Source organism: Prescottella sp. D32, from assembly GCF_037287305.1.
In the GTDB taxonomy this organism is placed as follows: domain Bacteria; phylum Actinomycetota; class Actinomycetes; order Mycobacteriales; family Mycobacteriaceae; genus Prescottella; species Prescottella equi.
The window spans coordinates 1,930,872-1,952,739 of the sequence record NZ_JARBSW010000001.1 but is presented as its reverse complement, the minus strand read 5'-3'; the positions used below and the strand labels follow the sequence as shown (position 1 = coordinate 1,952,739).

Genomic DNA, 21,868 nt, shown 5'->3' with positions numbered 1-21,868 from the left:
CCTCTCGAGGACTAGAACCGCTCAGGGCTCAGGAGCGCGATGAGCAGGTAGATCACCAGCGCGGCGGCGATCACGACGACGGCGACACCGACCGTCCCGGCGACCGTCACCGGACGCTCCTCGTCTGCAGACCACGCAGCACCAGCGCACAGACGGCGAACACTCCGATGATCAACCCGACGTAGGCCAAATCAGCCATGACGTTCCTCTTCGTCTTCCTCGAAAACCGCAGCGTCGTATCTCGACGCCCACTGCGGAGCGTGCCCCCGTTCTGCGCCCGGATGCGCTGCCCTTACGCATCGCTGACACCACCGACTGATCGCGTTGACGCGATCTTTACGCGTCGCTCCGTCCGGGCTTCGAGAGCGCCCGTGCCGACGCCGGCACCGGTACGTCGTCGGACACCCACGGGGCGCGGATCGGTTCGCCCGCAACGGTTCGCATCGGCACCACCCCCGCCCACACCCCCGGATCCCGGTCGCCCTCGCTCGGCGGGGCGTCCCGCACCTTGACCGTCCAGCGGCCGGGCTCGATCGGCAGTGCGATCGTGAGGGTCGCGGCCAGTTCCTTGCGGGTCGACGCACGCACCTCGGTGCTGCGGCCCGGGATGAGCGCGTCCGACAGTTGGACGAGCGCGCACTCCGCCTCTTCTCGGCGCAGCGGCGTCAGGTTGCCGTGCACGACCGCAGAGCGGTAGTTGGCGGAGGAGTTGAAGAGGTTGTCGGCCACGACGATTCCGTCGAGAAGCGTGACACACAGCGATGCGGGCGCACCGGACGCGACATGGCGCAGCGCGCCGGCCCCTGTCGAACCGTGCAGCAGTATCCGGTCTCCGACCCGGGCGTAGAGCATCGGCACCGTCCAGGGCAGCCCATCGACGACGGTGGCAAGCGTGCCGACGGCGCAGGCGTCGAGCACCGAGTCCAGGTCGGCGCGGGACTCGCGGGAGCGTTCGGGCAGTCGTCCGATGCCGCACAGCGGCGGTGTGATGGTCATACCGACAACTGTGGGCCGATAGTGGCGCCCCGACCAGGTCCGGAATCGTCCAATCAGCCAGACCAGTATGGTGCACGGATGGCCCGGACCCCTCGTGCGTCGACCCTGCACCTCACGCTGCCCGACACGAGTGAACCGCTCCGACAGCGGATCGCCGGAGCAGTGGTCGCGGCTCTGCGGAGCGGCGCGCTCCGGCCCGGCGATCTCCTGCCGGCCAGCCGGGTCCTCGCCGTCGAACTGGGTGTGTCCCGTTCCGCGGTGGTCGACGCGTACGACGAATTGGCGGCCGCGGGTTTCGTCGACTCGCGTGCGGGATCCGGCACCCGGATCGCGCTGGGCGCCGACGTCGCGGCGCACGCCGGTGTGACCCCGCACGTGACCCCGGCGGAGGGCACGGCGTCGTCGCCCCGCACCGTCCGCCCCGCCGTCGCCCTGGACCTGTCGCCCGGCTACCCGGACACGGACCTGATCCTTCCTCGCGACTGGCGATCCGCGTGGCGCGCGGCCACGGCGGGGCCGGTGCCGAACATCCCACCCGGGCCCGGTGGCCATCGGCGACTGCGTGAGGCGCTCGCGGTGCACCTCCGGCGCACTCGCGGCATCGTGGCAGAACCCGACGAGATCGTCGTCGTGCCCGGCGCGCTCGCCGCCCTGAGAACCCTTGTCGCCGCGGCAGACCTGCCCGGCAAGTCGATCGCGTTCGAGGATCCCGGCTACGCCAAAGCCCGGGTCGCGCTCGCGGCCGCGGGCGCCGACGTCCGACCGGTCACCGTCGACGAGGACGGGATCGACCCTGCGGCCCTACGCGCCACCGACGCCGCGGTGTACTGCACACCGGCACACCAGTATCCGATGGGCTCGCGACTCTCCGCAGCCCGGCGAGCCGCCCTCCTCGCCGACGCCTCGACGGCCGGACGGCTCGTCATCGAGGACGACTACGACGGCGAATTCCGTTACGGCGTACCGACACTGCCTGCTCTGCGCGCAATCGCGGGCGGACGTGAACGGGTGGCGTACGTCGGCACCGTGTCGAAGATCCTCTCGCCGTCCCTGCGCTTGGCGTGGCTCGTGCCCCCGGTCGACCTGCTGCCCCGCGTGCACGACGCACTCGCGGCGAGCGGCGAGACCGCCTGCGCCGTCACGGCGGAGGCCGTCGCCAGGTTCGTCGAGTCGGGTTCGCTCACCAGGCACCTCACCCGGTCGTCACGCACGTACGCGGCCCGCCGCCAGGCGCTCGTCGACGCGTTGCGGACGCACCTGCCGGGCGTGCAGCCCCTCGGAGTCGAGGCGGGACTGCATGTGGCGCTACGCCTTCCCGACGGCGCCGACGACGTCGCGATCGCCACCGAGATCACCCGCCGCGGCGTGAAGGTACCGGCACTGGCCAAGTATCGGGTGTCCGAGGCCGGACCGCGCGGACTGCTGTGCGGCTACGCGCAGTTGCCGGAATCGAAGGCATCCGCGGCCGCGACGACGATCGCCGAGGTCATCCGCGAACGAGCCGCGGCCGCGGCTGACACTTCGGACAGCTGTACGACGAGCGGTTCATGAACTTCTCGCGCCGGATCGGCGCCCCGCAGCGTCGGCACGGCAGGTTCTCCTGCCCGTAGGCGTTGAGGGACCGGTCGAAGTAGCCGGACTGGCCGTTGACGTTGACGTACAACGCATCGAACGACGTGCCGCCCTGGTCGAGAGCTTCGGTCATCACGTCTCGGGCCGCGTCGAGCAGGACTCGCAGCCGCGGGCCACTCAGCTTGTCGGTGGGACGGTTGCCGTGAATCTCGGCCCGCCACAAGGCCTCGTCGGCGTAGATGTTGCCGACGCCGGACACCACGGTCTGGTCGAGGAGGGCGCGCTTGATCTCGGTGTGCTTGGCGCGCAATGCCTTCACGACGAGATCGGGATCGAAACGCGGATCGAGCGGATCGCGGGCGATGTGCGCGACCGAGTCCGGCACGACGGTGCCGTCGACGGTGACGAGGTCTGCCAGCGCCCATCCACCGAAGGTCCGTTGGTCGACGAAACGGAGGTCGATGCCGGACTCCAGGCGCGCCCGGATCCGGAGATGCTTCTCGTCGGGCACCGTCGGATCCTGCACGAGCATCTGCCCGCTCATGCCCAGATGGACGACGATCGCAACCGAGCTCGGTTCGAGGACGAGCCACAGGTACTTGCCTCGGCGCTCGGCCCCCACCACGGTCTGGCCCTCGAGTCGACCGGCGAGGTCGAGAGAGCCCGGCAGATGCCGGCGTACGGCACGCGGATGCAGAACCTCGACGTCGGCGATGGTGTGCCCGACGACGTGCGCCTCGAGACCCCGTCGGACCACCTCGACCTCGGGAAGCTCCGGCACGCTACGCCCTCGACCTGTGCCGGGTCAGGACTCGACGACGGTGTCGTCGGGAAGGACGACCGACTGCGCAGCCTCGGACAGCGCGCTCCACGCGGTGCTGGCGGCCTTCTGCTCGGCTTCCTTCTTCGACCTGCCCACACCGACACCGAAAGCATCGCCACCGACGACGACCGTCGCGGTGAACTCCTTGTCGTGGTCGGGACCGGTCGCGGTGATCTCGTACGACGGGACACCGATGCCACGTTCGGCGGTCAGTTCCTGGAGGCTGGTCTTCCAGTCCAGGCCGGCACCGAGTTTCGGGGCACGCGAGAGCAGATCGGCGAACAGATCGAGCACCACCCGTCGGGCAGTATCGATTCCGTGCTCGAGGTGGATCGCACCGAGGAGCGACTCCATGCCGTCGGCCAGGATGCTCGGCTTGTCGCGGCCACCCGTCATCTCCTCGCCCTTGCCGAGGAGCAGGTGCGCACCGAGACCACCAGGCCCCAGACCGCGCGCCACCTCCGCGAGGGCGTGCATGTTGACGATGCTGGCGCGGATCTTCGCGAGCTCACCCTCGGACTTCTCGGGGTGGGCCGTGTAGAGGCGCTCGGTGATCGTCAGTCCCAGGACCGAGTCACCGAGGAACTCGAGGCGCTCGTTGGTCGGCAACCCGCCGTGCTCGTACGCGTACGAGCGATGGGTCAACGCGAGCGTCAGCAGATCCTCCGTCAGAGGCACGCCAAGGGCGGCGAGGAGAGATCCGTGATCTTCCTCGCCGCCGGCGTAAGCTGTATTGCTTTTTTTGCTGGTCACAGCGCGACTTAGCAGACTAGACCGCTGCGGTAACCTGACGGCCCTTGTAGGTGCCGCACGACGGGCACGCAACGTGGGGCAGCGTCTTCTCGCCGCACGCACGGTTCGGGCAGGTGATGAGGGTGGGCGCAGTGGTCTTCCACTGGCTCCGTCGCGACCTCGTGTTGGACCGCGACATTCTGCGCTTGGGAACAGCCACGTCTACTTCTCCTCGTTGATCTTGCTGGCATCAGCAGTTGCATTGCTGGCGTCGGATCCTGCACCGAATTTGGCTGCGAGCCCAGCCCAGCGAGGATCCATTATTTCATGACCGTGCCCGGATTCCGCAATCGCCAGGCGAATGCCACATTCGGGACACAATCCCTCACAGTCGTCGCTACACAACGGCTGGAGCGGAAGCTCCAGTCCGACCGCATCGACGATCACCGGTTCGAGGTCGATCTCGTCGTCCACGACCCGGTAGACCTCGTCCTCCTCGGTGGTCTCCTCGGTGGCGCTGTCCGGGTACGCGAACAGCTCCGTGAGGTAGAGGTTCACCGAATCGGTGAACGGCTCGAGGCACCGCGAGCACTCGCCCACGATGTCCGCACTGACGGAGCCGGTGACGAGGACACCCTCGGACACCGACTCGAGCCGCAGATCGAAAGTCACGTCCGCACCCTCTTCGATCGCGACCATGTCGAGACCGATCCGGGAAGGAGCCGGGACAACCCGTGACACCGTACGCATCGAACCAGGCCGACGGCCCAGCGAGAGCGTATCCAGCACGAAACCCTCGTCCCGGGCGGGACGTGAGGCACTGCGATGATGGGATGACACCGGAATCTCTTTCAGGAAGCACAGGGTAGGGCAACCACTCCACGGTACGCGATGTAACCCGGAGAGGCGAAATCGGCAGTCGATCGGCCGCCGATCCGGGGCCTTCTAGCGGCGGCGGTCGCCGTAGCCGGCGTCGTAGTCCGGCACCCCGGTCCCCGTCCGCAACTGCTGGCGACCACGCCCCACGGACCGGATGGTGCCGTTCAGGAAGTCCTCGAACTCTGCGAGCTTGGTGTCGACGTACAGGTCGCATTCCGAGCGCAGTCGATCCGACTCGGCATGGGCGGCGTCGATCACGCGCGCCGACTCCGCGTTGGCGGCCTGGACCACCTCGGCCTGCGACACCAGTCGCTCCTGCTCGGCGATGCCGTCCGCGACGGAGCGCTCGTACGAGGCCTTGCCGGACTCGATCATGCGGTCCGACTCGGCCCGCGCGCGCCCGGTCAGCGAGTCGTACTCGCGCTGACCCTCGGCGACCGTCGCGTCGGCCTCGGCGCGTGCCTCGTGGACCAACTGCTCGGCATGCGAGCGCGCCTCGGCGACCATGCGATCGGCCTGCGCCTTGGCGTCGGCGAGAATTCGGTCCGCGTCCTCGCGAGCCTCGGTGATCGTCTGGTGCGCCTGCGCGTTGGCCGTCGTCACCATCTGCTCGGAACTCTGGCGGGCTTCGCCGACCAGCTTGTCGCGATGATCGAGCACGTCCTGCGCGTCGTCGAGTTCACCGGGAATCGCATCCCGGACGTCGTCGAGCAGTTCGAGGACGTCGCCACGCGGTACGACGCACCCCGCGGTCATCGGAACTCCACGCGCCTCCTCGACGATCGCGACAAGCTCGTCGAGTGCCTCGAATACCCGGTACACGCACAACCCCAATCGTCGAATGCCATCGCTGGTGCTGAAAGACAGTTTGCCCCAGACCCCGCACACCCGCCGCCGCGGCGCCGGTGTGTCGGACGAAGGAGTTCGTCAGCCCTTCGTCAGCCCTTCTCCTGGGCCCGCTCGGCGAGCCGCGCCACGAGCCGCGCGTGCACCTTCTCCGGGACCATGTCCGCCACGTCGCCACCGAACGTCGCGACCTCCTTGACCAGCGAACTGGAGAGGTAGCTGTACGTGGGGTTGGTGGGGATGAAGAGCGTGTCGACTCCCGACAGCTTCTGGTTCATCTGCGCCATCTGCAGCTCGTAGTCGAAGTCGTTGGCACCGCGCAGGCCCTTGACGATCGCCGAGATCCCTTGCGACTTGGCATAATCCACCAGCAGCCCGTGCCACGACGCGACCCGCACGTTCGGCAGGTCGCCGGTGGCGTCCTCGAGCATCTCGATGCGTTCCTCGACGCTGAACAGACCGCGCTTGCTCTTGTTGATCATCACGGTGACGACCACCTCGTCGAACAGTGCCGCAGCACGTCCGATCACGTCGAGGTGGCCATTGGTCACGGGGTCGAAGGACCCGGGGCAGACGGCGCCAGTCATGAGTCCAGACCGTAGCAGGTGGCGACCTCGATCCGGGTCTCGCCGTAACGCTTGGTCCGCTCCGGGCGCATGCCGTCGGGCCACGTGGTCTCGGGCGAGCGGGAGGAGCGCTCGACGACCACGATCGAGCCCTCCCCCACCCAGCCGTGCGCGACGAGATCAGAGAGCACGGAGGTCACCGCCTCCTCTGTCACGGCGTACGGCGGATCGGCCAGCACCACGTCGAATTCGCGCTCGGCCGCACCGCCCACGACGGCTGCGACGGGGGCCGTGCGAACGACCGCACCGCTCAGGCCGACCGCCGCCACGTTCTGCTTGACGACGGCGGCGGCCTTCGCGTCCGACTCGACCAGCAGCACGTGAGCGGCGCCCCGCGAGAGCGCCTCGAGCCCGAGGGCGCCGGAACCCGCGTACAGGTCGAGCACGGCGGCGCCCTCGAGGTCGATGCGGCTGTCGAGCGAACTGAACAGGGCCTCGCGGACTCGTTCGGACGTCGGGCGGGTCCCGCTCGCGGGCACCTTCAAACGCCTGCCTCCGGCACGGCCGGCGACGATTCTTGTCACACTGCAGTCCTGTTCACTCGCCCACGGTCACTCGTTGCCGGTTGTCTCCCGCGTCGAGACGACCGCCAGGAGATCGCCACCCTCGACCTGCGAGGCGCCGGCGATAGCAACTCGCGAGACGATACCGCTGCGCGGCGCTGTGATCGCGGCCTCCATCTTCATGGCCTCGATCGTGGCAACGGTGTCACCGGCCGAGACCTGCTGGCCTTCGGTCACGACCAGGGTGACCGCACCCGCGAACGGGGCGGCGACGTGGGCGGGGTTGTTCCGGTCGGCCTTCTCCGCAGCGGGCACCTCGCTCGCGATGGAGCGGTCGCGCACCGACACCGGACGCAACTGGCCGTTGAGGATGCACATGACGGTGCGGTAGCCGCGCTCGTCGGGTTCGGAGATCGCCTCGAGCCCGATGAGCAGCTCGACGCCCTTGCCGAGCTTGACCCGGTGTTCCTCGCCGCGGCGCAGGCCGTAGAAGAACTGGTTGGCCGACAGCTGCGAGGTGTCGCCGTACTTGTCGCGGTGCTCCTCGAACTCCCTCGCCGGGCCGGGGAACATCAGCCGGTTGAGGGTGGCCTGCCGTTCCTTGGACGATCCGGACAGTCCCTTCTCGTCCTCGGGCGTGAGCTGCACCTCGGGCTTCGCGGCACCGCGACCCTCGAGCGCCTTGCTGCGGAACGGCTCGGGCCACCCGCCGGGAGGGGTGCCGAGTTCGCCGCGCAGGAACCCGACCACCGAATCCGGGATGTCGAAGCGGGCGGGATCCGAGGCGAATTCGTCGGCGGGGACGTTCGATCCCACGAGGTGCAGCGCGAGGTCGCCGACCACCTTCGACGACGGCGTCACCTTGACCAGGCGGCCCAGCATCCGGTCGGCGGCGGCGTACTTCGCCTCGACCTCCTCGAAGCGGTCGCCGAGACCGAGGGCGATGGCCTGCTGACGCAGGTTCGACAGCTGACCGCCCGGAATCTCGTGGGTGTAGACGCGACCGGTGGGGGCGGGGATGCCGGACTCGAACGGCGCGTACACCTTTCGCAGCGCTTCCCAGTAGGGCTCGAGATCGCACACGGCCTGCAGGTCGATGCCGGTGTCGAACTCGCTGTGCGCGGCGGCGGCGACGATCGCCGACAGCGCGGGCTGGCTGGTGGTGCCCGACAGCGGCGCCGAGGCACCGTCGACGGCGTCCGCTCCGGCGTGCCACGCGGCGAGGTAGGTCGCGAGCTGGCCGCCGGGAGTGTCGTGGGTGTGCACATGCACCGGCAGGTCGAAGTTGGAGCGCAGTGCGGTCACGAGCTTGGTGGCGGCGGGGGCACGCAGCAGGCCGGCCATGTCCTTGATCGCGAGGATGTGGGCGCCCGCCTCGACGATCTCCTCCGCCAGACGCAGGTAGTAGTCGAGGGTGTAGAGCTTCTCGTCCGGGTTCGCCAGGTCGCCGGTGTACGACATCGCGACCTCGGCGACCGTGGTGCCGGTCTCGCGGACCGCCTCGATCGCGGGACGCATCTGGTCGACGTTGTTGAGCGCGTCGAAGATCCGGAAGATGTCGATGCCGGTGTCGGCGGCCTCCTGCACGAACGCGCGGGTGACCTTCTCCGGGTACGGGGTGTAGCCGACGGTGTTACGGCCGCGCAGCAGCATCTGCAGGTTGATGTTCGGTACGGCCTCGCGCAGCGCCGCGAGCCGGTACCAGGGATCCTCGTGCAGGAAGCGCAGCGCCACGTCGTAGGTCGCTCCGCCCCACGCCTCGATCGAGAGCAGTTCGGGCGTCATCCGCGCGACGTGACCGGCGACGTCCAGCAGTCCGGACGTGCGCACCCGGGTGGCGAGCAGCGACTGGTGCGCGTCGCGGAACGTGGTGTCGGTGACCGCGAGCGCCTTCTGCTCGCGCAGTGCCTTCGCGAATCCCTCGGGTCCGAGGGCGAGTAGCTTCTGGCGCGACCCGTCCGGCGGGGCGACACCGAGATCGACCTTGGGGAGCTTGTCGTGCGGGTACACCGCGGTCGGACGCTCGCCGTGCGGCTTGTTGACCGTCACGTCGGCCAGGTAGTTGAGGATCTTGGTGCCACGGTCGGCCGAGCTGCGCAGCGTCAGCAACTCGGGCCGCTGCTCGATGAACGACGTCGTCACGCGTCCCGCACGGAAGTCGGGGTCGTCCAGAACCGCCTGCAGGAACGGGATGTTCGTGGAGACACCGCGGATGCGGAACTCCGTGACGGCGCGGCGGGCGCGGGCGACGGCGGCCTCGAGGTCGCGACCACGGCAGGTCAGCTTGACGAGCATCGAGTCGAAGTGGGCGCCGACCTCTGCGCCCAGGTTCGCGCCGCCGTCCAAGCGCACGCCCGCGCCACCCGGGGTGCGGTACGCGGTGATCCGACCGGTGTCGGGGCGGAATCCGTTGGCGGGGTCCTCGGTCGTGATGCGGCACTGCAGCGCGGCGCCGCGGATCGTGATCTTGTCCTGCGCCAGACCGAGATCGGCCAGCGTCTCGCCCGACGCGATGCGCAGCTGCGCCTGCACCAGATCGACGTCGGTGATCTCCTCGGTGACCGTGTGCTCCACCTGGATTCGCGGGTTCATCTCGATGAAGACGTGGTTGCCGCGGGTGTCGAGGAGGAACTCGACCGTGCCCGCGCAGCGGTAACCGATCTGCTTGGCGAAAGCGACCGCGTCGGCGCAGATCCGATCTCGCAGTGCGGGATCGAGATTGGGGGCCGGCGCGAGCTCGATCACCTTCTGGTGCCGCCGCTGCAACGAGCAGTCGCGCTCGAACAGGTGGATGACGTTGCCCTCGCCGTCGGCGAGGATCTGTACCTCGATGTGACGCGGGTCGACGACGGCCTGTTCGAGGAACACCGTCGGATCACCGAACGCCGACTCGGCCTCTCGCGAGGCCGCCTCGATCGCCTCCCGCAGTTGCGCACGCTCGGCGACCCGGCGCATACCGCGTCCGCCGCCGCCGGCGACGGCCTTGACGAAGACGGGGAACTCCATGTCCTCGGAGGCCGCGAGCAACGCCTCGACGTCCGACGAGGGCTCCGACGATGCCAGCACCGGCAGGCCCGCTGCCTTCGCGGCCGCGATCGCACGCGCCTTGTTGCCGGTCAGCTCGAGTACCTCGGCTGACGGGCCCACGAACGTGATGCCGTTCGCTTCGCACGCCGCGGCCAGGTCCGGGTTCTCGGACAGGAAGCCGTAGCCGGGGTAGATCGCGTCCGCACCGGCACGCTCGGCCGCCGCGATGATCTCTTCGACCGAGAGGTACGCGCGGACCGGATGACCGACCTCACCGATCTGGTACGCCTCGTCCGCCTTCAGGCGGTGCACCGAGTTGCGGTCTTCGTACGGGAACACCGCAACGGTCCCGGCACCCAGTTCGTAGGCGGCACGGAACGCGCGGATGGCGATTTCGCCGCGGTTGGCGACGAGGACTTTGGTGAACATGGGAAGCAAAGTACCTTGCCGTGCGGCGTGCCGTGAGCGGGGCGTCCCATGATGCGGAACGCTTCGCAAGCTTCACAAACAGCTGCTCTGACATGCGAAATTGGCAAGTTTGCAAACCGGAGAAGAAGTGCCCTGCACAGGCCGTACTCGGTGGCCGTGCTCGGCCTCCGACACCGGATCCGGAGGGCCGGGAGGACACCCGGAAACTTCTAGGACTTCTCCAGAAATTCGATCCTCTCGGAATCGAGCGCGGCCGCCACCATCGCCGCCAGACCGGGGTGGCGGGACAGATCCGGGTCGTCGTCGACGACACCGCGGGCGAACTCCTGCGCCGACGCGATCACGTCCTCGTGCTCGAGCAGGGACAGCAACCGCAACGTCGTCGCGCTGCCCGACTGGGCCGAGCCGAGGACATCGCCCTCTCGACGCTGGCGCAGATCGAGCTGGGCGAGTTCGAAGCCGTCGTTGGTCCCGGCGACGGCGGTCAGCCGCTCGAACGCCGGCGACCCCGGCATCATGTCGGTGATGAGGATGCACAGTCCCTGATGGCTGCCGCGACCCACCCGGCCGCGCAGCTGATGAAGCTGGCTGACGCCGAACCGATCCGCGTCGACCAACACCATGACGGTCGCGTTGGGGACGTTGACACCCACCTCCACCACCGTGGTGCAGATGAGGACGTCGATCGCACCGTCCGTGAAGTCGCGCATCACCGCGTCCTTCTCGTCGGACGGCAGCCGCCCGTGCAAGAGTCCGAGCCGCAGATCGTGCATGGGCCCCGACCGCAGTTCGTCGAAGAGATCGACGGCCGACTTCGTCTCCGGCGGCTCCTTGCCGGCCTTGATCAGTTCGGCATCGCTGTCGCCGTCACCGATCCGCGAGCACACCACGTACGCCTGCCGTCCGTCGGCAACCTCCTCCCGGATCCGCTCCCACGCCCGGGCGACCCACTGCGGGGTCTGCCGTGCCGCCACGACCTTGCTCACGATCGGCGCGCGCCCCTGCGGCAGCTGCCGCAGCGTCGACGTCTCGAGATCGCCGAGCACCGTCATCGCGATCGTGCGGGGAATCGGCGTCGCGGTCATCACCAGCAGGTGCGGGCTGAGCCCCTCCTTGGCTCGCTTGCGCAGCTCGTCGCGCTGCTCGACACCGAAGCGGTGCTGCTCGTCGACCACGACGAAGCCGAGGTCGAAGAACTCCACGTTGTCCTGAATCAGCGCGTGTGTGCCGATGACGATCCCCGAATCACCGGTCACGATGTCCAGGAGCGCTGCCCGACGCGCCTTGGTCGACATCGATCCCGTCAGGAGCGTCACCTTGGTCGCCACGTCCGCGGCCCCCAGCTCACCGGCAGCGCCGAGCGGCCCGAGCATCTCCCGCAGCGACCGGGCATGCTGCGCCGCAAGCACTTCCGTGGGGGCGAGCAGTGCGCACTGGTATCCGGCATCGACGGCCTGCAGCATCGCCCGGAGCGCCACGATCGTCTTGCCGGAACCCACCTCACCCTGCAACAGGCGGTTCATCGGGTGCCGGCGGGCGAGATCGGCCGAGATCTCCTCGGCCACCTCCTTCTGCCCCTCGGTGAGTTCGAACGGCAGCATCTCGTCGAATGCGGCAGCCAATCCGTCCGGCTTCGGCGGGCACTGCGGCGCCACCCGCGCCGCGATGTCCCGTCGGCGCTGTGCGAGCACCAACTGCAGTGCCGCCGCCTCGTCGAATCGCAGACGCTCCTGCGCACGGCCGATGTCGTCGCGGGTCTCGGGTAGGTGCACCAGGCGCAGGGCCTCGTCGAGCCCGATCAAGCCGTGTTCCCCGCGCACCGCGTCCGGCAGCGGATCCTCGACCGTGTCGAGCTGATCGAGCACCTGACGCACGCAGCGGAGGATCGTCCAGCTCTCCACCTCCCGCGTCGCCGGGTACAGCGGGATCAGCTCGCGGTCGAAGATCGACATGTCGACGCCGGAACCGGAATCCTGCGTGGCGCGCGCCATTCCGGCGAGGGAACCCGCCCCCTGCACGTGTGCCATGGACACCACCGGATCCTCGCCCTCCGCCGGCTCGGGCAGGATCAGGTAGCTCGGATGCGTCAGGCTCCACTTGTTGCGGAAGTACTTCACGGTGCCGGAGAACATCGCCCGGACACCGACACGCACCGCGTGCTTGACCTTGTGCGGGTTGAAGAACGTGACGTCGACGCTCTGCGACTCGGCCGCGAGCACCACCTTGAGCATCTGGCCGCGGCGGCTCTTCATGTTCACGACGTCGGCCTTGACGACTCGGGCGATGATCGTGACGTGCGAGCCCTCCTCCGGCTCCTTTTCCGTCAGTTCCCGCCCCTGTGCGGCGTACCGGTGGGGGTAGTGCCGCAGCAGGTCCTCGACCGTGCGGATGTCGAACGCCTCGACGAGCGCGTCGGCCGTCTTCGCCCCCAGCAGGTGGTCGAGGCGATCCGTCAGCGTCGCCATGTCGGGTGTCCCGTCGCCGTGCTCACTATCGACTCGCCTTCTACTCGACGCCGAACTGCAACAGATCGCGGCTCTGCCCACCCCGGTAGACCATCACCTCGACCCCCGGATGGCGGGACGTGATGTAGTCCGCGACCCGCTCCCCCAGACCCTCGCTCGCCTGCGCACCCAGGAGCACCGTCACGAGCTCGCCGCCGGCCCCCAGAACGAGGTCGACGAGCCGGCATCCGGCGGCCACGACGTCCCGTTCGATCACCACGACCTCGTGCCCGACGAGGCCCAGTCCGTCCCCCGGTTCGCACGTCCCGACGTAGGTGAGGGCGCGTTCCTCCGCGACCCGAAGCGAACCCCAGCGGGTGGCCGCCGCCGCTTCCGACATCGCGAACGCGTCGTCGACCGCCAGCCGCTCGGCGTCGTGCACGGCGAGCGCCGCGAGTGCCTGCACCATCGACGAGCTGGGCAGGAAGACGACGTCGCGCGCATCGGCGCGGGCCCGCGCGCCCACCGCGATCAGGTCCTGGGCCGGCAACGCGCCGTTCGGCAGCACCACGACCTCGCGGCGGCCGGTGCCCCGGATGGCCGCGAGCAACTGCTCGGGGGTGACGGCGCCGTCGGACCGCAGTACCCGCGCGCCCTCCTGCTCGAACAGTTCCGCCGCGCCCGGCCCCTCCACCACGGACAGCACCGCGCGTGGGGTGGCGGGGTCCGGGACGTCGGCGCGGGCAGCGTCGAGCACGAAACACGTGATGCGAACGCTGTGCAGGCGCCCGGCCTCGAGTCCGGCCTCGACGGCGGCTCCCGCGTCGCTGCAGTGCACGTGGACCGACCACGTGGGCATGTCGTCCGAACCGTCACCGACGATCACGACGGAATCCCCCAGAGAACAGAGCCGACCACGCAGATCCGCGATGCGTGCCTCGTCCGATTCGGCGACGAGGTACATCACCTCGTAGTCCTGGCCGGCGACCTCGTGGACGAGGTGCGCGGGGCCGCACACGTGCTCCGCGCCGGTCGCCGCACCCTCGCCGGCCGGCGCCAGGAAGGCCTCCCGAGCCGGGGGCACACCGCAGATCACCTCGACCAGGGCGTCGAGGATGACGACCAGACCCCGGCCACCGGCGTCGACCACGCCGGCCGCACCGAGCACGGCGAGCTGCGACGGAGTCCGGAGCAGCGCCTCGGCCGCCGCATCCGCGGCCACCGCCGACAGCCGCGCAAGCGGAGCGCCCGCGGCCTCCGCGGCCACCGCGTCGGCGGCGGCCGCGAGCACCGTGACGATGGTTCCCTCCATCGGGACGCTGACAGCCTCGAGAGCCAGATCCGATGCGTGCCGCAGCGCCGAACGGAAGGTGTCGGCGTCGAGCCTGTCCGACTTCGTGGACTCGGCGACCCCCCGCAGCACCTGGGAGAGAATCGCACCCGAGTTTCCGCGCGCGCCCGTCACCGCCCCGCGCGCGAGCGCCCGGGCCACGGCGGACGCGTCGGCCCCGCGCCCGTCCGCGGACAGTGGTGCGGCGGCCCGGACCGCTGCGCGCATCGTTGCGAGCAGATTCGTTCCGGTGTCCGCGTCCGGGACGGGGAAGACATTGAGATCGTTGATCTCGTCGCAGCGCTTCTCGATGCCGGTGACGCACGCGTCGGCCCATCGGTACAGAGCGGAGCCGTCGACCGCCTCCAGGACCTCGAGCACCCGTGTTCGTCCTCTCCGCGCATCGGCCACACCAGCAGCGGGACGGGGCCACTACCCGCCCAGCCGTCCCAGACCGCCAGCCTAGCGGGGGCATCCGACGTACCCCTCGAACGCGGCCCACGCGCAACCTGTACCGTCATTCCAGTCTTCGACACGGCCCGAACCGCACTGTAGTTCGCCTCGGGCCCGATGATTTGGCCAATCCATGCGGATGCGGTTACCCTTGCAGGGTTGCCTCGCACGGGTCGTTCCACTTCGCGTGTTCGTAGGCAAGAACAAGACAATGTTTGACTATCACAAGGAGTTCGCGACTATGGCTGCCGTCTGCGACGTATGCGCCAAGGGGCCCGGCTTCGGTAAGTCGGTCTCGCACTCGCACCGGCGTACCAACCGTCGCTGGAACCCGAACATCCAGCCCGTTCGTGCTCAGGTTGCCCCCGGCAACACCAAGAAGCTGAACGTCTGCACCTCTTGCCTGAAGGCCGGCAAGGTCGTGCGCGGCTGATTCCGCTCACAGCACAGTTCTTCGACTGAGCCCCCGACACCTCGGTGTCGGGGGCTCAGTCGTTTTCGCGGCTCGTCCGGAGGGGCTCCCGGCCGCTCGTGACCGTCGCGGTGGATGGGACCGGACTACCGGACCGGCCCGATCGAGCGGCTAGTGTGCTCCACGTGACTGCAACAGAAGCACCCAGCAATGTCCGGATCGAGGACGGCGTCCTCCGCGTGGCCGTGGCAACTGCCGCGAACGGAACCTCCCTCGACATCGACGGAATCACCGAGGCGACTGCCGCACTGCGCGCGGCCGGCAGCGACGTGGGCGCGGTGCTTCTCGTCGGTGACGGCGCGAACTTCTGCGCCGGAGGCAACGTTCGGGCTTTCGCCTCGGCCGAGCGTCGCGGCGAGTTCGTCGGCGAGATCGCGACCGCGTTCCACGAGTTCGTGCGCGCGCTCGACGACACCACGGTCCCGGTCGTCGCGGCGGTCCACGGCTGGGCTGCCGGTGCCGGCATGAGCATCGTGTGCCTCGCGGACATCGCGATCGGTGGCACCTCGACCAAGCTGCGTCCCGCGTACCCGTCCATCGGCTTCACACCGGACGGCGGCATGTCGTGGACGCTGCCGCGCATCGTCGGTGCGTCGCGTGCACGGGAGATCCTGCTCACCGACGCCGTCCTGAACGGCGAGGAGTCCGTGCGTCTCGGCCTGCTCAGCCGGATCGTCGAAGACGACCAGGTGCAGGACGAAGCACTGCGTGTGGCACGAACGCTCGCAGCCGGCCCGACCGCGTCCTACGCCGGGATCAAGAAGCTCTTCGCGAGCAGCCGGGCCAACTCGCTGTCCGAGCAGCTCGACGCCGAGACCGCGTCGATCTCCGCCGCAGCCGACGGTCCCACCGGCCGCGAGGGTGTCGACGCGTTCGTCGAGAAGCGTCGCCCCGACTTCTCGTCGGTGCGCAACGCGTAAGCGGGAACCGCGGATCCCGGTCGCTCGTCAGGCCTCCACGGTCACGGCGACCGGGGTCCGGTCCGCACGGAAGTGCACCTTCGGCCAGTAGCCGTCCATGAAGGCCTGTTCGAACAGACCCCGGTCGTCCGAGAGGTCCACCCCGAAGTACCCCGAGTGGTAGACGGTGACGGCTTCGAGCCCGAACGAGTCGAGGAGACGCAGCCGGTCCTCGTCGGTGTCGCTCTCCTCGCGCACCCGCCACCCTATCGACACCGAGGCGTCAGGGCAGACGCCAATCCACCTGGTTCGCACCGAGTTCGGCGAGCAACTCGTTGGCGCGACTGAACGGCCGCGACCCGAAGAAGCCCCGGGACGCCGACAGCGGCGACGGGTGCGCCGACTCGATCGTGGGAACGTCGCCGAGCATCGGCTTCAGCGTGGCAGCGTCACGCCCCCACAGGATCGCGACCATCGGCGACTGCCGCTCCACGAGCGCGCGGATCGCCTGTTCCGTGACCGCCTCCCAGCCCTTCCTGCGGTGCGACCCGGCCTCCCCCGGCGCGACGGTCAGCACCCTGTTCAGCAACAGCACACCGTTCTCGGTCCAGGGCGTCAGGTCGCCGTTCGACGGCGTCGGGTACCCGAGGTCCCGGCTGTACTCGGCGAAGATGTTGTTCAGGCTCCGCGGCACCGGCCGGACGTCCGGCGCCACCGAGAAGCTCAGGCCCACAGCATGTCCGGGCGTCGGGTACGGATCCTGACCGACGATGAGGACACGCACGTCCTCGAAGGGATGCGTGAACGCGCGCAGCACGTTCTCACCACTCGGGAGGTACTGTCGTCCGGCGGCGATCTCGGCGCGCAGGAAGTCGCCCATCTCGGCGATCCGGCCCTCGACCGGTGCGAGGGCCTTCGCCCACCCGGGGTCGATCAGGTCCGTCAGCGCCTTTGCCGCCATCAGTCGAGCCTGCGCAGCGCGTCGCGGTAGAACGCGGCATTCGCCGCGTACAGCTTCACGTTGAGTTCGAGGTGACCCTCGGGAACCTCGTAGCCCTCGCGCACCTTGGCCGGCACACCGAGCGCCATGCTGCGCGGGGGCACCTCGAACTTGAACGGCACGACGGCGCCCGCCCCGACCACCGATCCGGCACCCACCGTCGAGCCGTTCAGCACGACGGCGCCGGACGCGATGAGGCAGTTGTCGCCGATCTGCGCCCCCTCGATGTGAGCGTTGTGCCCGACCACGCAGCCGGCACCGATGACGGTCGCGTCGATCGACGTGCAGTGGACGACGGTGCCGTCCTGGATGTTGGTGCCGGCGCCGACGCTGATCGTGCCGTAGTCGCCGCGCAGCACCGCCTGCGGCCAGATCGAGGCGCCCGGCCCGAGGGTCACGGCGCCGATCACGACGGCGTCGGGATGGACGTAGGCGTCCGGTGCGATGTCCGGTTCGCGATCACCGAGTGCGTAGATAGCCATGCGTGCAACCTATCCCGCGTCGAAGCTCTGCCAGCCACCGGACACCGTCCACGGATGCCCGTCGACCAGCACCCTGCCGCCGTCGGCGTCCACACCGGAGACCACCTCGCCGATCGCCGACCAGCCGTCCGGAAGCACCGTTCCGGGCGGGAACGTCGCCGCCAGGGCGTGGTCCTCGCCACCGGTCAGGATCCACTCCCACGGATCCCGCCCGAGATCGCGCGCCGCATCGAGCAAACCGGCGGACGCGTCGATCCGCCCCCGGTCGATCCGGATCCCGACGCCCGACGCGTCCGCGATGTGGCCGAGGTCGGCGACGAGACCGTCGGAGACGTCGGTCATCGCGCTCGCGCCGGCTACCGCGGCCGCGACGCCCTGCTCGTAAGGCGGTGTGGGGACCCGGTGCGCGTCGATCAACTCCGCCGCACCCGGAACCGACGGGTCCACGCCGGCGAGCAGCAACGCCAGTCCCGCAGCCGACCGGCCGAGCGCCCCGGCGACAGCGACGACGTCGCCCTCTCGCGCACCCGAGCGCAGCACCGGACTGCGGCCTTCGAGGTCGCCGAGGACCGTCACCGACACGACGACCTCGTCGGCCTGCACCAGATCGCCGCCGACCACACCCGCGCCGAGAGCCTCCGCGGCACTGCCGAGACCGTCCGAGATGCCCGCGGCAACCGCGAGTGGGGTGTCGGGCGGGCAGCCCAGCGAGACGAGGAACGCCGTCGGACGCCCTCCCATCGCGGCAATGTCCGCACCGTTCTGGGCCACCGCTTTTCGGCCCACCTGCTCGGGTGTCGACCAGTCCAGCCGGAAGTGCCGATGTTCGACGAGCATGTCCGCCGACACCGCGGCCCGGCCGTCCGGCATCCGCACCACGGCCGCGTCGTCGCCCGGCCCGAGCAGCGTCGTCGACGGTTGCCTGCGTCGTTCCACGGCCCGCCCGATCACCGCGAACTCCCCCACCGACGCCACGGTGCGATCGTCGTCGTCCTGCTGCGGTCGCGAGGATTCGATGGTGGGCCTCCCAATGCTGATGTGCGTACTCGTGTGCGCCGGCGGTCTCCCGGTCCCGGGATTCGCCTCCCGCAACTGCGGTACCTTTTAGTGTGCGGCCGGGCATCCGGTGCGGGGCGCCGGGACCGGAGTCCCGTGGGTCTCCGCGACTCTACCGAGGCGACGGCGCACGACGACGGGAAGGACGGACCCGTGGTGCAGGCTTACGTACTGATCCAGACCGAGGTCGGCAAGGCCGCGGCGATCGCGGCGACGCTGTCCCGGATCACCGGCGTCGATTCCGCCGAGGACGTGTTGGGGCCGTACGACGTGATCGCCCGCGTCGGCGCACCCGCCGAGGCCGCGCTGTCCGACGTCGTCGACGACATGAAGAAGGTCCGCGGGATCACCCGCATCCTGACCTGCCAGATCGCGGCGCCAGCCGCACCGACCGAGAACTGAGATGTCCGAACCCGAGAACCCCACCACCGATCAGAACGAACCGCACCCGTCCGAGAAGCGCAGTCCCGCGCTGATCGCGACCGCGGTCGCCCTCCCCGTCGCGCTCGTCATCGGCGTCATCGTCGCCGCCGCGATCGCCGGGCGTTCACCCGTGAAGGAAGATGTCGGGCTCGGCCCCGTGGAGGCGCCGGCCGCGCAGTCCGCGGAATGCACGACATTGATGAACGACCTGCCCGAGAACCTCGGCGACTACACGCGCGCCGAACTGCGCGACCCTGCACCCGAGGCGACCGCCGCGTGGCAGCCCGACGAGGGCGAGCCCGTCGTGATGCGGTGCGGTCTGCCGCGTCCCCCGGAGTTCGACCAGGCATCGCCGCTCAGCGTCGTCGACGGCGTCCAGTGGTTCGAGATCTCCGGCGCCTCGCAGGGCATCGAGGCCAGCACGTGGTACGCCGTCGACCGCGGCGTGTACGTCGCGTTGACCGTGCCCAACGGATCGGGCCCGACGCCCCTGCAGGACGCGTCCGCTGCGGTTTCCGAGGCGCTGCCGCAGAAGCCGCTCGACCCCGCGCCGGTCCCCAACCCGTAGCGGGTCGCGCGCGGGCCGGGGTCCGACGCCGCGGCGCTCGGCTCAGCTCAGCGCAGCCCCGTCCCGCGCGCCACGGCCGTGTCGACGAGCGTCGAGACGAGCGTCTCGTACTCGACACCGGCCGCCTGCCACATGCGCGGGTACATCGAGATCGACGTGAAGCCCGGCATCGTGTTGATCTCGTTGATCACGGGTCCGTCCGCAGTGACGAAGAAGTCGACGCGGGCCAGCCCCTGGCAGTCCAGCGCGCGGAAGGCACGGACCGCGAGGGCGCGGATCTGTTCGCTGACGTCGTCGTCGAGCTTGGCCGGAACGTCGAACTCGCAGACGTCGTCGAGGTACTTGGTGTCGAAGTCGTAGAACGCGGACTCGTCCCCGTCGGTGTCGGGCATGCGGATCTCGGCGACCACGCTGGCCCGCACGTCACCGTCGGGGAATTCGAGGACGCCGCATTCCACCTCGCGCCCGACGATCGCCGACTCGACGATCACCTTGGGGTCGTGCGAGCGGGCGACGGCCACCGCGGCGTCGAACTGCGACCAGTCCGCCACCCGCGTGATGCCGATCGACGAACCGCCACGGGCCGGCTTCACGAACACCGGCAGCCCCAGCTGCTGCTTCTGCTCGTCGGTGACGGTCGACGTGCCCGGGCGGAGCACCACCTGGAACCCGACCGGCAGACCCTCGGCCGCCAGCAGCTTCTTGGTGAACTCCTTGTCCATGCCCGCCGCGCTGGCGAGGACGCCGGGACCGACGTAGGGAATGCCGGCCAGCTCGAGCAGGCCCTGGATGGTGCCGTCCTCGCCGTACGCACCGTGCAGGACCGGGAACACGACGTCGACCGACGCGAGCGCCTGACCGGCCTGCTTGTCGTCGAGAGCGACGACGGCACCCGCACGGGTCGGGTCCGCGGTGAGGGTGAGAGCCTTGCCGCCCGCGTCCACGGTCGGCATGGACCGGTCGCGGATCGCGAGGTCCGCGGGATCGGTCGAGCCCAGCACCCACGCGCCGTCGGTCGTGATGCCGATCGGTACCACTTCGTAGCGATCCGGGTCGAGGTTCCTCAGGACGCTGCCGGCGGAGACACAGGACACCGAATGCTCGTTGCTGCGGCCACCGAAGACGACGGCGACCCTGGTACGCGGATTGTTCACGCCCCAAACCGTACCGTTGCGAGCGGCCTCGCCACGAACCGACCGAACAGCTCGATTCGATACCGCCCGAAGTGCCCGGAACTACTCGGGCTTGATGCGGCGCCCCAGCAACATACCGACCGCGTCGTGAACCGACATGCCCTCGTGGCACACCCGGTGCACGGCGTCCGTGAGCGGCATCTCGACCCCCTTCGCAGCGGCCAGGGCGCGCACCGACGTACACGACTTCACGCCTTCGGCGATCTGGCCGTGGGTCGCGGCCTGGGCGCTCTCGAGCGACCCTCCGAGCCCCAGCCGCTCGCCGAAGGACCGGTTCCGGGACAGCGGCGACGTGCAGGTGGCCACGAGGTCGCCGACGCCCGCCAGGCCCGCGAGCGTCGCGGCGTTGGCTCCCGATGCGACTCCGAGTCGGATGATCTCCGCGAGTCCTCGGGTGATCAGGCTCGCGATCGTGTTCTCCCCCAGCCCGATGCCGGACGCCATGCCGCACGCCAGCGCGATCACGTTCTTGCAGGCCCCACCGATTTCACACCCGATCACGTCGGTGTTCGTGTAGGGCCGGAAATAACTTGTCGCGCAAGCTTTCTGGACGGCGAGGGCGCGCGCCTCGTCGGTGCACGCGACGACCGTGGCGGCCGGCTGACCGAGCGCGATCTCACGCGCGAGATTGGGCCCCGAGAGCACCGCGACCCGTGTCGGGTCCACCGACGCCACCTGTGAGACGACCTCACTCATCCGGAGCAGTGTCACGCTCTCGATGCCCTTCGCGAGGCTGAGCAGGGTCGCGTCCGGACCGATCGCACCGGCCCACCGCTCGAGATTTCCGCGCAGCGACTGGGACGGCACGGCGAGGACGACGATGTCCGCGCCCGCCAGAGCCTCCTCGTGATCGTCGGTCGCCGACAGCGTCGGCGGCAGCGCGATCCCGGGCAGGTAGTCCGGGTTCTCGTGCCGGCTGACGACGGCGTCGGCGATCTCGGTTCGCCTGGCCCACAGCGTCACGTCGGTTCCCGCGTCGGCCAGCACTTTCGCGAACGCCGTCCCCCACGATCCCGCCCCCAGAACCGCCGCCTTGCTCACGCCGCCCCCTCCGCTCCGCGCTCACCCGAGTTGTTCACTGCCCACACCGTTCCGCCGCCGACCTGCCGCTCACT

The 21,868-nt window shown here is 69.6% G+C and carries 23 protein-coding genes; 5 read left to right on the top strand and 18 right to left on the bottom strand.

Features of this window, described 5'->3' with window-relative positions:
• Nucleotides 1-11: 11 nt before the first annotated feature.
• Complete coding sequence (gene kdpF / locus PSS76_RS09020) at nt 12-110, bottom strand: K(+)-transporting ATPase subunit F (protein ID WP_084968353.1); 99 nt, start codon at nt 108-110, stop codon at nt 12-14.
• Between the two features lie 226 nt (nt 111-336).
• Nucleotides 337-996 carry a pyridoxamine 5'-phosphate oxidase family protein gene (locus PSS76_RS09015; RefSeq protein WP_084968352.1) on the bottom strand — a complete coding sequence of 220 codons (660 nt, stop codon included), beginning with the start codon at nt 994-996 and terminating at the stop codon, nt 337-339.
• 78 nt (nt 997-1,074) lie between these two features.
• On the opposite strand from PSS76_RS09015, the gene pdxR reads away from it, so the two are divergent.
• On the top strand, nt 1,075-2,547 hold the full coding sequence (pdxR, locus tag PSS76_RS09010; protein WP_337456117.1) for a MocR-like pyridoxine biosynthesis transcription factor PdxR: 1,473 nt from the start codon (nt 1,075-1,077) through the stop codon (nt 2,545-2,547).
• Here pdxR and mutM read toward each other — a convergent pair.
• The 10 genes from mutM to PSS76_RS08960 all read right to left on the bottom strand — a co-directional run bounded on the left by mutM (nt 2,483) and on the right by PSS76_RS08960 (nt 14,588).
• Complete coding sequence (gene mutM / locus PSS76_RS09005) at nt 2,483-3,349, bottom strand: bifunctional DNA-formamidopyrimidine glycosylase/DNA-(apurinic or apyrimidinic site) lyase (RefSeq protein WP_005512083.1); 867 nt, start codon at nt 3,347-3,349, stop codon at nt 2,483-2,485. The two genes, pdxR and mutM, sit on opposite strands and share 65 nt — an antisense overlap.
• A gap of 24 nt (nt 3,350-3,373) precedes the next feature.
• Entirely contained in the window at nt 3,374-4,144 is a 771-nt protein-coding gene (gene rnc / locus PSS76_RS09000; protein WP_005512082.1) for a ribonuclease III, read from the bottom strand.
• A 16-nt stretch (nt 4,145-4,160) separates the two neighbouring features.
• On the bottom strand, nt 4,161-4,343 hold the full coding sequence (gene rpmF, locus PSS76_RS08995) for a 50S ribosomal protein L32 (protein WP_005512081.1): 183 nt from the start codon (nt 4,341-4,343) through the stop codon (nt 4,161-4,163).
• Between the two features lie 2 nt (nt 4,344-4,345).
• Nucleotides 4,346-4,912 carry a YceD family protein gene (locus PSS76_RS08990; RefSeq protein ID WP_005512080.1) on the bottom strand — a complete coding sequence of 189 codons (567 nt, stop codon included), beginning with the start codon at nt 4,910-4,912 and terminating at the stop codon, nt 4,346-4,348.
• A 156-nt stretch (nt 4,913-5,068) separates the two neighbouring features.
• Nucleotides 5,069-5,824 (bottom strand): DivIVA domain-containing protein, encoded by a 756-nt coding sequence (locus PSS76_RS08985; protein ID WP_013416591.1) that lies wholly within the window; start codon nt 5,822-5,824, stop codon nt 5,069-5,071.
• A gap of 116 nt (nt 5,825-5,940) precedes the next feature.
• Nucleotides 5,941-6,435: a pantetheine-phosphate adenylyltransferase gene (gene coaD, locus PSS76_RS08980; RefSeq protein WP_005512078.1), complete on the bottom strand. Its 495-nt coding sequence runs from the start codon at nt 6,433-6,435 to the stop codon at nt 5,941-5,943.
• Entirely contained in the window at nt 6,432-6,998 is a 567-nt protein-coding gene (gene rsmD, locus PSS76_RS08975; protein WP_041674318.1) for a 16S rRNA (guanine(966)-N(2))-methyltransferase RsmD, read from the bottom strand. The genes coaD and rsmD overlap by 4 nt, the downstream gene beginning before the upstream one ends.
• Before the next feature lie 27 nt (nt 6,999-7,025).
• A complete protein-coding gene (locus tag PSS76_RS08970; protein WP_337456116.1) occupies nt 7,026-10,433 on the bottom strand; it encodes a pyruvate carboxylase in 3,408 nt (1,135 codons plus the stop codon).
• 209 nt (nt 10,434-10,642) lie between these two features.
• Nucleotides 10,643-12,898: an ATP-dependent DNA helicase RecG gene (gene recG, locus PSS76_RS08965; RefSeq protein WP_081186778.1), complete on the bottom strand. Its 2,256-nt coding sequence runs from the start codon at nt 12,896-12,898 to the stop codon at nt 10,643-10,645.
• 40 nt (nt 12,899-12,938) lie between these two features.
• Nucleotides 12,939-14,588 carry a fatty acid kinase ATP-binding subunit FakA gene (locus PSS76_RS08960; RefSeq protein WP_221285555.1) on the bottom strand — a complete coding sequence of 550 codons (1,650 nt, stop codon included), beginning with the start codon at nt 14,586-14,588 and terminating at the stop codon, nt 12,939-12,941.
• A 313-nt stretch (nt 14,589-14,901) separates the two neighbouring features.
• Here PSS76_RS08960 and rpmB point away from each other — a divergent pair, with 313 nt between their 5' ends.
• Both rpmB and PSS76_RS08950 read left to right on the top strand, forming a co-directional pair.
• Nucleotides 14,902-15,093: a 50S ribosomal protein L28 gene (gene rpmB, locus PSS76_RS08955; protein WP_005519049.1), complete on the top strand. Its 192-nt coding sequence runs from the start codon at nt 14,902-14,904 to the stop codon at nt 15,091-15,093.
• Nucleotides 15,094-15,257: 164 nt separating this feature from the next.
• Nucleotides 15,258-16,052 (top strand): enoyl-CoA hydratase/isomerase family protein, encoded by a 795-nt coding sequence (locus PSS76_RS08950; protein WP_037086177.1) that lies wholly within the window; start codon nt 15,258-15,260, stop codon nt 16,050-16,052.
• 27 nt (nt 16,053-16,079) lie between these two features.
• On the opposite strand, the gene PSS76_RS08945 is transcribed toward PSS76_RS08950, so the two are convergent.
• From PSS76_RS08945 to PSS76_RS08930, 4 genes are read right to left on the bottom strand one after another with little or no spacing between them, the layout of a single operon-like run.
• Nucleotides 16,080-16,289, bottom strand: a complete 210-nt coding sequence (locus tag PSS76_RS08945; protein ID WP_084978967.1) for a hypothetical protein — start codon at nt 16,287-16,289, stop codon at nt 16,080-16,082.
• Nucleotides 16,290-16,314: 25 nt separating this feature from the next.
• Nucleotides 16,315-16,992, bottom strand: a complete 678-nt coding sequence (locus PSS76_RS08940; RefSeq protein ID WP_005519044.1) for a uracil-DNA glycosylase — start codon at nt 16,990-16,992, stop codon at nt 16,315-16,317.
• The gene (locus tag PSS76_RS08935) at nt 16,992-17,513 is read right to left on the bottom strand and encodes a gamma carbonic anhydrase family protein (protein ID WP_005519043.1); all 522 of its coding nucleotides are present in this window, start codon (nt 17,511-17,513) and stop codon (nt 16,992-16,994) included. The genes PSS76_RS08940 and PSS76_RS08935 overlap by 1 nt, the downstream gene beginning before the upstream one ends.
• Nucleotides 17,514-17,522: 9 nt before the next feature.
• Nucleotides 17,523-18,464 carry a thiamine-phosphate kinase gene (locus PSS76_RS08930; RefSeq protein ID WP_013416597.1) on the bottom strand — a complete coding sequence of 314 codons (942 nt, stop codon included), beginning with the start codon at nt 18,462-18,464 and terminating at the stop codon, nt 17,523-17,525.
• Nucleotides 18,465-18,725: 261 nt separating this feature from the next.
• Between PSS76_RS08930 and PSS76_RS08925 the strand changes: the two genes are divergently transcribed.
• Together PSS76_RS08925 and PSS76_RS08920 are read left to right on the top strand one after the other, a co-directional pair.
• A complete protein-coding gene (locus PSS76_RS08925; RefSeq protein ID WP_041674790.1) occupies nt 18,726-18,971 on the top strand; it encodes an Lrp/AsnC ligand binding domain-containing protein in 246 nt (81 codons plus the stop codon).
• Nucleotide 18,972: 1 nt separating this feature from the next.
• Entirely contained in the window at nt 18,973-19,560 is a 588-nt protein-coding gene (locus PSS76_RS08920; RefSeq protein ID WP_005519040.1) for a DUF3515 domain-containing protein, read from the top strand.
• A 47-nt stretch (nt 19,561-19,607) separates the two neighbouring features.
• Here PSS76_RS08920 and PSS76_RS08915 read toward each other — a convergent pair whose 3' ends face one another.
• Together PSS76_RS08915 and PSS76_RS08910 are read right to left on the bottom strand one after the other, a co-directional pair.
• On the bottom strand, nt 19,608-20,714 hold the full coding sequence (locus PSS76_RS08915) for a D-alanine--D-alanine ligase family protein (protein WP_013416600.1): 1,107 nt from the start codon (nt 20,712-20,714) through the stop codon (nt 19,608-19,610).
• An 81-nt stretch (nt 20,715-20,795) separates the two neighbouring features.
• Nucleotides 20,796-21,794, bottom strand: a complete 999-nt coding sequence (locus tag PSS76_RS08910) for an NAD(P)H-dependent glycerol-3-phosphate dehydrogenase (protein WP_013416601.1) — start codon at nt 21,792-21,794, stop codon at nt 20,796-20,798.
• Between the last annotated feature and the right edge of the window lie 74 nt (nt 21,795-21,868).